Raw genomic sequence first — 8,659 nt, 5'->3', positions numbered from 1 at the left:
CAATGTAGGTGAAGTTTCCTAACCGTTCCAGTACACGCCATCCCGTGTATGCGTAACGTGCCCCCGTTGCTGTCTGTGGAACAACGGCCATCTTTTTACGGTCTTTCGGATCTCTGCCCAACCAAGTCTCGACAAAGCCTTCGTCTTCTTTCAGATTCCCATACACAATCGCATGATACACACGATGGATACTGTGTACACGCATCTGCTCGCTCAAAGACTGGTGTGCCCCATCATTTTTGGCAACCACCAATAAGCCACTGGTATCTTTATCGATTCGATGCACAATACCGGGCCGAATAGCCCCTCCTATGCCGGAAAGCTGTCCAGCACAATGATACAGCAACGCATTGACCAGAGTCCCGTCGGGATTTCCCGGTGCCGGATGAACCACCATTCCCTTTGGCTTATTTACTACCAACAAGTCCGAATCTTCATAGACCACATGTAGCGGAATATCTTGCGGAATCGCCTCAATGGGCTCCGGGTCAGGGAGTTCAATCACATACCGCGCCCCCGGACAAGCTTTTTCTTTTTTGCTTACCGATTCCCCATCGCGAGAAACACGGCCCTGCTCCATCAAGGTCTGCAAGGCGCTTCGAGAGAGTGTTGGGCACTGCGCTGCTAGCCATGCGTCCAAACGTCCGTTGGCCGTAGCGTCGGCAGTAATTTCAAACCGTTCCATCCGTTGTGGTCCCATCCTGTTGTTTTGCCCGCTTTTCGTCCCGTTCTTTTTGGAAAGAATCGTACAGGATCCAAAGCATCAGCAAAATCACGCCGGTCGTAATGCATACATCGGCAAAATTAAACACCGCAAAATTGACGAAGAGAACATTGATATAATCCACAACCACGCCATGGAAGAAGCGGTCAATCAGATTTCCGATACCACCGCCCAGAATCAATGTCCAAGAAACCCGTTCCCACGGGCCCATTTTGCGAAATAGCAGCAAGCCTAAAACGCACACCAACATGATGGAGGTGATCGCGATCAGGAGTGTCTGCTTGCCGGCCAGCATCGAAAATGCCATGCCATCATTGAGATAATACCGCAGTTCTAGAATGCCGGGGATAACCGTAATTGCGCCCAGCGGCTGCAAAACCGCATTGGCCCACTGCTTGATCAGTTGATCAATGACCACCAACACTCCGGCAGATAAAACCGATAAAAAGGGAAAGATCATTCCAAACTCCATTGCTCACAAAAAAATCAGCGGTGCTTACCAAGGTATAAGCACCGCTGAAAATAACATTACATTCCCAGAACCTTTGCACAACGCGGGCAGAGGCCATTTTCGCCAACGGTGGTTTCATACTTCCAGCAACGCAGGCACTTGGCACCGGCAGCATGGTCTGCATGCACACCGAGTCCATCAACAATGCCCTTCACGCCGCCTTCGCCCTGTTCCAGAGAAACTTGCGAAACAATGAACAGGTCAGCCAGCTCATCCATCGGAATGGCATTGAGGAAATGGTACAATTCCTCATTGCAATACAGAGTCAAGGCAGCCTCCAGAGAGGAGCCGATCTGCTTATCGGCGCGCGCCTGCTCCAGAACCTTCTTTACGTCGTCGCGGATTGCCATAATGCGATCCCACTTAGCCGTAAATTCCGCACCTGCCGCCGGCTTTGCCTCCGGCATCTGCTCAAACACCACATAGTCCTTCATGCCGGGCATCTTGGGCACGTAGCTCCAGATTTCCTGACTCGTGAAGCAGAGAATGGGCGCCAGCAGTTTGGTGAAGTCCGCCAAGATCCGATACAGCGCCGTCTGGGCACAGCGGCGAGCATGATCATCTGCACAGTACAGGCGGTCTTTGATCACGTCCATATAGAAGTTGGACATATCGATGACACAGAAGTTGTACAGCGCATGGTACGCACGGGAGAAGTCGTAATGGTCATACGCATCTCGCATGGTGGCCGTCAGAGTGTTGCAAGCCTCCAGCGCCCAGCGATCAATTTCAAACAGCTGATCTTCATCGACCATATCCCGGTTGGGATCAAAGTCATTCAGGTTACCCAGCATAAAGCGGGCCGTATTGCGCATCTTCCGATAGGCTTCCGACAACTGACGGAAGATCTCTTTGCCGGCACGTACATCCACCGTATAGTCGCTGGAAGCAACCCACAGGCGAATGATGTCTGCGCCGTAATCCCGAATGATCTCGGCAGGTTCCATACCATTGCCAGCGGATTTGTGCATCTGCTTGCCCTGTGCATCCACAACCCAGCCATGGCACAGCACCTCACGGTAGGGCGCAATTCCCTGCGTGGCAACGCTGGTCAGCAAGCTGGACTGGAACCAGCCGCGGAACTGGTCAGCACCTTCCATATACATATCCACGGGCCAAGTCAGTTCAGGACGCTCACGGCAGACCGCACTCCAAGTAGAGCCGGAATCAAACCAGACATCCATGATGTCGGGATCCTTCTCCCAATCAGAAGCACCGCACTCGCAGACCTCGGTCTTGGGCAGAATCTCGTTGGCCTCGTACTTATACCACGCATCGCTGCCTTCTTTGCGGAACAGATCAGAGACCGCCTTGATCGATGCATCGGTAATGTGATATTTGCCGCACTTCTTGCAATAGAACACCGGAATCGGCACACCCCACACACGCTGACGGCTGATGCACCAATCGCTACGATCGCGCACCATGCCCGCCATGCGATCATGGCCCCACGCCGGCTGCCAATGCACGCTGTCAATGGCCTTGTAGACATCCTCTTTGAAGGCGTCAATAGAGCAGAACCACTGCTCGGTGGCGCGGAAAATGATGGGATGATGGCAACGCCAGCAATGGGGATACTGGTGGGTAATATGCTGGACGCCCATCAGATGGCCTGTCTGCTGGATGTGCTCCAGAATCACTTTGTTAGCAGCCCACACTTTAAGGCCTGCAAATTCCTTACCAGCTTCCTCCGTCAAACGGCCAGCGTCATCCACAGGCACCACGATGGGAAGCTGCGGATAATGATTCACACAGACTTCAAAGTCTTCTACACCATGGCCGGGAGCCGTATGGACACAGCCCGTGCCGCCTTCCAGCGTAACGTGGTCGCCCAGAATGACAAGACCCGTACGATCCAAGAAGGGATGCTGATATTCCATCAATTCCAGTTCATCGCCATGCACAACATCCGGCAGAACCTCGTAGGAATCAATGTGGCAAGCCTCCATAGTGGCCTTAACCAGCTCGGCCGCCATAATATGATACTCGTCCCCGATCTTGACAAAGGCATACTCAATATCCGGGTTCAAGCAGGTTGCCACGTTAGCAGGCAACGTCCAAGTGGTGGTGGTCCAGATTACGATCCAAGCCTTGTCCAGCGGAATGTTGTGCTTAGCCAAGACCCCCTTGGGATCCCCTGTCAGCTTGAAGCGAACATAGATAGAATCGCACTCATCCTCTGCATATTCAATCTCTGCTTCCGCCAAGGCTGTACGGTCCTCAGGGCACCAGTAAACGGCCTTCATGCCCTTGTAAATGTACCCTTTTTTGGCCATCTCGCCAAAAATTTCCACCTGACGAGCCTCAAATTCCGGCCGCAGCGTCAAGTAGGGGTTTTCAAAATCGCCCTGCACACCAAGACGTTTGAACTGATCATTCATCACGTCAATGTGTTCGGTGGCAAATTCTTTACAAATCTTGCGCAGTTCCAGTTTAGAAACACCGGACTTTTTATCGCCCAAAGAGCCCAATGCTTTCAATTCAATGGGCAGGCCATGCGTATCATAGCCCGGAACGTACGGTGCCTGAAAGCCCGACATGTTCTTATAGCGGATGATGATATCTTTAATGATCTTATTTAATGCAGTACCCATATGGATGCTGCCGTTCGCATACGGAGGGCCATCGTGCAAAATATACCGGGGTTTGCCCTCGTTGTTACGGATCATCTGCTCATAGACATGGTTCTGCTCCCAGTCTTCCAGCATTTTGGGTTCCTTTTTCGGCAGACCAGCCCGCATTTCAAAGGGGGTCTGCATCTTGTGGATGGTGTCATTGTAATTCTGCGGCAAGATTTCCTACTCTCCTCTATAAAAATTCATTTCTGTCTGAGGTTGTCAGGCATCAACTATCAAAATCTACACCTTCGAAGTTATTAAACGCCGAAGATGACAATTCCTGCTGAGGTTCCGCCGCGGCTTTAGTCTTGCGGGAAGCTCTTTTTCCCGTAGTAGACTTGCGTGTTTTACGGGCTGGCTTCTCGACAGGCGGTTCATCGTATAACCCCGCTCCCGGTTGGAACGGCGTTTCGTCTACCGCCGGCTGCGGTGTTTCCATGGGCATAGGAATTTCTTCCGGTTCTTCGGGATGCGGCGCAATAGCAAACTCTACCGTATCCACTTTTTCCGGTTCTTCTTCTGCCGGAACTTGTTCAGCCGCACCGGCATCATAATACTGTGTTTCCTGTACGGGCATTTCCTGCACAGGCGCCGCTTGCACGGGCTGTACCGGCGGCGTATAAGCAGGTTCCGGTTCTACCGTCTGCGGTTCGGGCTGCACAGTTTCTTGCATCGGCTCAGACGGTGCAGCCTCTTCCTCCGGCTTCTTGTATTCCGGAAGTTTGCTAATCAGATTGATATGTTTGCGATACATTTCCATCAAAGAGCGCTTGAAGCTATCCGCCTCACTCTTGAGGGTAACGATCTCCTGCTTTGCCAGCTCCACATCGTCCCGCGCCCGCTGTTCGCGATCTTCGGCTTTCATGTTGGCAGTGCGAATAATTTCGGCCGCTTTCTGCTTGGCTTCCCGAATCACGTTCTCGCCCAGCCGCTGTGCATTGATCATCGTGGTGCGCAGCGTATCTTCTTCCGCCCGGTACTGGTCAATACGCTGGGCCAGCACAACGAGTTTTTTCTGCAAATCATCGTTCTGCGCCGAAAGAGCTTCCATGCTTTCTGCAACTTGTTTCAGATAATCGTCCACATCATCGCAGCGGTAGCCGCGCATCGATTTTTCAAATGTAACGCGGCGGACATCCTCAGAAGTTACCATGATATTCCTCCTGTGTTTGGACTTTCCGGGCTAAAGTATACCAAAGAGCAACCCGCACTCTCTCTAATACTGAAAAAACGAAATAAAAATACGATCTTTGCGGCTTTTGCCGCCAATCTCTACCAGTTGATACCGTCCCACACCACGCACTGTAAAAATATCCTGTGCGTACACCGTTTCATGGGCGGTGCGCAGGGGTAAATGGTTAATCTCCACCCGGCCAGCTGTAATATATTCTGCCGCTCGCGTGCGGGAGGTATGCATCATTGCCGCCAATACTGCATCGGCCCGCAGCGAAGGAATTGTGACTTCTTTCAACGTTCTTTCCGGGCCCTGCAAAAGGTGCTGCGGTAGCATATCGCAAAACGCCACCTGCACAGAGCACCGACCTGCGCTGGTCAATTCCGTCGCGATGAAGGATTGTTTGTCGGCAGATACGATCGCATAAAAGACTGCCGGTTCCTGTGGATCCGGCAGCAGGTCCCCCAGACAAGCTCTGTCTAAGCCAAGGCCCAGAATCGCCCCTAGATACTCACGATGTCCGGGCAGCGAGTCACCTTTTGCAGTGCACCGCAGATAGGCCAGCGGTTCTTCCTGCCAAGTATCCGGCGGTTCCAAACAAAGGACTTTGCGCTCGGCGCCTTCATATCCTCCCCAGAATCGGAAATTCGTAAAGCCTGCGCGATGGCACGCCGCCGTCGCCAGTATCTGCTCTCGGTCCGACAGAAAACCTGTGTACCGCGGGATCCCCCGCTCCTGTGAAACACGACACAATTCTTCCACTCGACGCATGAGCCGCCGTTCTTCTTCGTTTTGAGGCGGCACAAACCCTCGGGACGTCTTGGCTGTATCAGAAGAATACGCCATTATTCTCCAACTCGTCGATCAGATCGCCCATAATATCGACATTGTACGGGGTAATAATAAACGTACTGGTTGCCACACGCTTGATCTGCCCATTATTGGCATATGCCACACCGGACAAGAAATCAATCAACCGGCGGGAAACTTCTTTACCAGTAGATTCCAGATTCAATACCACCGTACGCTTGGCGTTGAGCTGATCTGCGATTGTAGACGCATCCTCAAACCGTTCCGGCTTTACCAGCACGACCTGCAACTGGGTGGTAGCATTAATGTTGACCACCTTATTGCTGTGCTGTTTGACCTCTGCTTGAGAATAACTCTGCGCGGCAGCACCTTGACCACCCGCAAAAATTTCGTCCTCGGTATCATCTATATAAGAATCTCCCTCCGGGTCGATTCCAAGCTTGCTTTTTAAACTGTCAAACATAGACATAGTCGTTACTCCTTTGGTCCCGCATGTGGATTTCCACACACGATTACAGCGATATACACTAAATATTATCTTCTATTTTGCTGCCGTTGTCAATATTAAACGGGCAGATTCTCTCGCTATAACAGCTTTCCATCCTGCAAATTGGTTCCCTGCACGATGATTTCATCATACAATCGCACCTCATTGTCCGTACCGACAGCGCCGTCGTCCGGTATTAAGATGTAATTTTCATCTTCGTACAGAATGGTAATTTTCAAAAACCGTTGTAAATTGCCGTACTTAACATACACCCCGCGAGAACCATCCACGATATGCAGCGCTTCTTTATCGATGCGAATGCCCTCATAGGTTTTTATATCGATCTGTGCAGTTTCCTGTCCGAAGCTGAGAATTTCCGCATTGATGCTTTGGCACTCAAAGACCAGCTTGGCAATACCGTCTTCTTCACTTTGGGTCAACTCCACCAAAGTGGCCGTAAGGGGCGTGTTCTGTTTTCCCGGAACGCTGATCTTAACCGACGTTATGCCATCAAAGCGTGCCGCTGTCTCCAGATCGCAAACCGTATAAAACCGCCAACTGAAACCAGTCGCAATCTGTCCGGCCCGGTTGGTATCCGCAGCCGGGAATCCGTCCGACAGCATCTGCTGCAGTTCCAACGGGGAAGCATCATCGAGAGCCTGCTGGTCCGTAGCAATCGTAGGAGCCGCCTCTGTACTGCTGAAATAGCCATTGGTTGTGGCTGTAATGGTTTGCAGCGAACTAAGCTCAGCGTTGATTTCGTCATATTCTGCCTGCAGCGTGCTGATGGTCTGGGTGAAATCCCCTGTTTGCCCGGTGTTGATTTGCAGACGATTCTGTGCCAGCAAAAAATCATCTTCGGCATCATTGATGCCGCTGTATTCTGCGGTATCCAGTTTGTCCAGAAGGTTATACAGTGCCTGTCGCGTCTGGTTGGTCAGCACCGACAAATCGCTGCCCGTAGAATTTTGAGATTTGCTGAGAAGGTCGATGGTTCGTCCCAGACGGTCCAACCGTTCCCGCAGCAACCCTTGGGAATCGTCTGTATAGCATTCTGCAAGGACCGTGCCATTGCTCACACGCTCTCCATCCTGCACCAGATACCCCAAATCGCCGGTTCCTTCCACTGGAACCGATGCGAAAGATACCACACCATCCAACGTCACACTGTCGGCCATTGTATATTGGATAGCTGTCTCGGTCTTATAAGATTGGCGAAAGATGACAAAACATTGAATGACTACATAGAGGGAAACTACCGCCAACAACGCAATACCGATCCAACGGATCACCTGTGCGGCACGAATCTGCCGTTTGTTTGGTTCCATGCGGTGTTCCCTCCTTTGGAATCAATTCTGTAAAAAGTCGCGTACCAGTTTGCTGACCTGCTGCAAAAGATCCGGATCTTCTACATACAGCCACACCGCATCGCTTTGATGGCGAAACCAAGTAAGCTGCCGTTTGGCATACTGGCGAGTCGCCTGTTTGAGCTGTTGGATGCACTCTGCCAACGAACCTGTCCCCTCAAAATAGGGAAAAAATTCCTTATAACCAATCGCTTGCGCAGCGGTCCGGTATTGCTGCCGGTGGTTCCAAACCTGCTCAGCTTCGGTGAGCACGCCCTCAGCCACCATACGGTCTACCCGCTGATTGATGCGCTCATAAAGTACGGCTCGATCCCGGCAGGTCAAACACAGACACAAGGCACGGTACGGCGTTTGCTGCGGGCGGGAGTTGCGTTGTTGCTCGCTCATTTTCCGTCCGGTCAACGTGTACAATTCCAATGCCCGAATTACCCGGGGCAGATTGTTGGGATGTACCTTTTGTGTGTAGACAGGGTCAATCGCCTGCAAGCGCGCATACAATTCTTCTGCACCTTGTGTTTGCGCCTCCTGCTGCAGTTGCTGACGCAGCGCGGGGTCGGTAGGTTCCGGGGCGAACACCACTCCGTTGAGTAGACTGGTGATATACAGCCCTGTTCCCCCTACCACAAGCGGCAATCGGCCTCGTGCCGAAATATGTTGAATTTCTTGTCCCGCTGCCGTCACAAAATCAGCTACACTATAAGGTTCTTCCGGCGACAGAAAGTCCAAGAGATGATGAGGGATGCCCTGCCGCTCCTCCGGTGTAGCTTTTGCGGTTCCCACCGAAAGATCGCGATAGATTTGCATAGAGTCCGCATTGATAATTTCCCCGTCGAACTCCTTCGCCAAGGCAACCGATAACGCGGTTTTTCCTGTGGCGGTTGGGCCGCCGATTGCCACCACACGGGGGCGTTCACACAAGGCGTCCAAACTGCTTTTCCAGCTCCTTCCGGGTGATTTTCAAAACGCAG

General features: G+C 51.9%; 8 protein-coding genes. All 8 read right to left on the bottom strand.

All coding sequences use genetic code 11. The annotated features are described in order from the left end of the window. Positions 1-685, bottom strand: a 685-nt coding sequence (locus tag Q0526_RS12420; protein ID WP_298734092.1) for an RluA family pseudouridine synthase, incomplete at its 3' end; no start/stop codon positions are given. Then, positions 672-1,184: a signal peptidase II gene (gene lspA, locus Q0526_RS12415; RefSeq protein ID WP_298734090.1), complete on the bottom strand. Its 513-nt coding sequence runs from the start codon at positions 1,182-1,184 to the stop codon at positions 672-674. The genes Q0526_RS12420 and lspA, both read right to left, overlap by 14 nt. A gap of 68 nt (positions 1,185-1,252) precedes the next feature. Next, positions 1,253-4,027 carry an isoleucine--tRNA ligase gene (ileS, locus tag Q0526_RS12410; protein ID WP_298734088.1) on the bottom strand — a complete coding sequence of 925 codons (2,775 nt, stop codon included), beginning with the start codon at positions 4,025-4,027 and terminating at the stop codon, positions 1,253-1,255. A gap of 52 nt (positions 4,028-4,079) precedes the next feature. Then, positions 4,080-5,006 (bottom strand): DivIVA domain-containing protein, encoded by a 927-nt coding sequence (locus Q0526_RS12405; RefSeq protein WP_298734086.1) that lies wholly within the window; start codon positions 5,004-5,006, stop codon positions 4,080-4,082. 63 nt (positions 5,007-5,069) lie between these two features. Next, positions 5,070-5,873 (bottom strand): YlmH/Sll1252 family protein, encoded by an 804-nt coding sequence (locus tag Q0526_RS12400; protein ID WP_298734084.1) that lies wholly within the window; start codon positions 5,871-5,873, stop codon positions 5,070-5,072. Further along, complete coding sequence (locus tag Q0526_RS12395) at positions 5,857-6,306, bottom strand: cell division protein SepF (protein WP_298734082.1); 450 nt, start codon at positions 6,304-6,306, stop codon at positions 5,857-5,859. Before Q0526_RS12395 ends, Q0526_RS12400 begins: the two co-directional genes overlap by 17 nt. A gap of 116 nt (positions 6,307-6,422) precedes the next feature. Then, positions 6,423-7,652 (bottom strand): HlyD family efflux transporter periplasmic adaptor subunit, encoded by a 1,230-nt coding sequence (locus tag Q0526_RS12390; RefSeq protein ID WP_298734080.1) that lies wholly within the window; start codon positions 7,650-7,652, stop codon positions 6,423-6,425. 21 nt (positions 7,653-7,673) lie between these two features. Further along, positions 7,674-8,618 (bottom strand): tRNA (adenosine(37)-N6)-dimethylallyltransferase MiaA, encoded by a 945-nt coding sequence (miaA, locus tag Q0526_RS12385; protein WP_298734078.1) that lies wholly within the window; start codon positions 8,616-8,618, stop codon positions 7,674-7,676. Positions 8,619-8,659 lie beyond the last annotated feature (41 nt).

The organism is uncultured Subdoligranulum sp., from assembly GCF_937890665.1.
The sequence above is the reverse complement of the archived record's forward strand: the minus strand, read 5'-3'. Positions and strand labels throughout refer to the sequence as shown.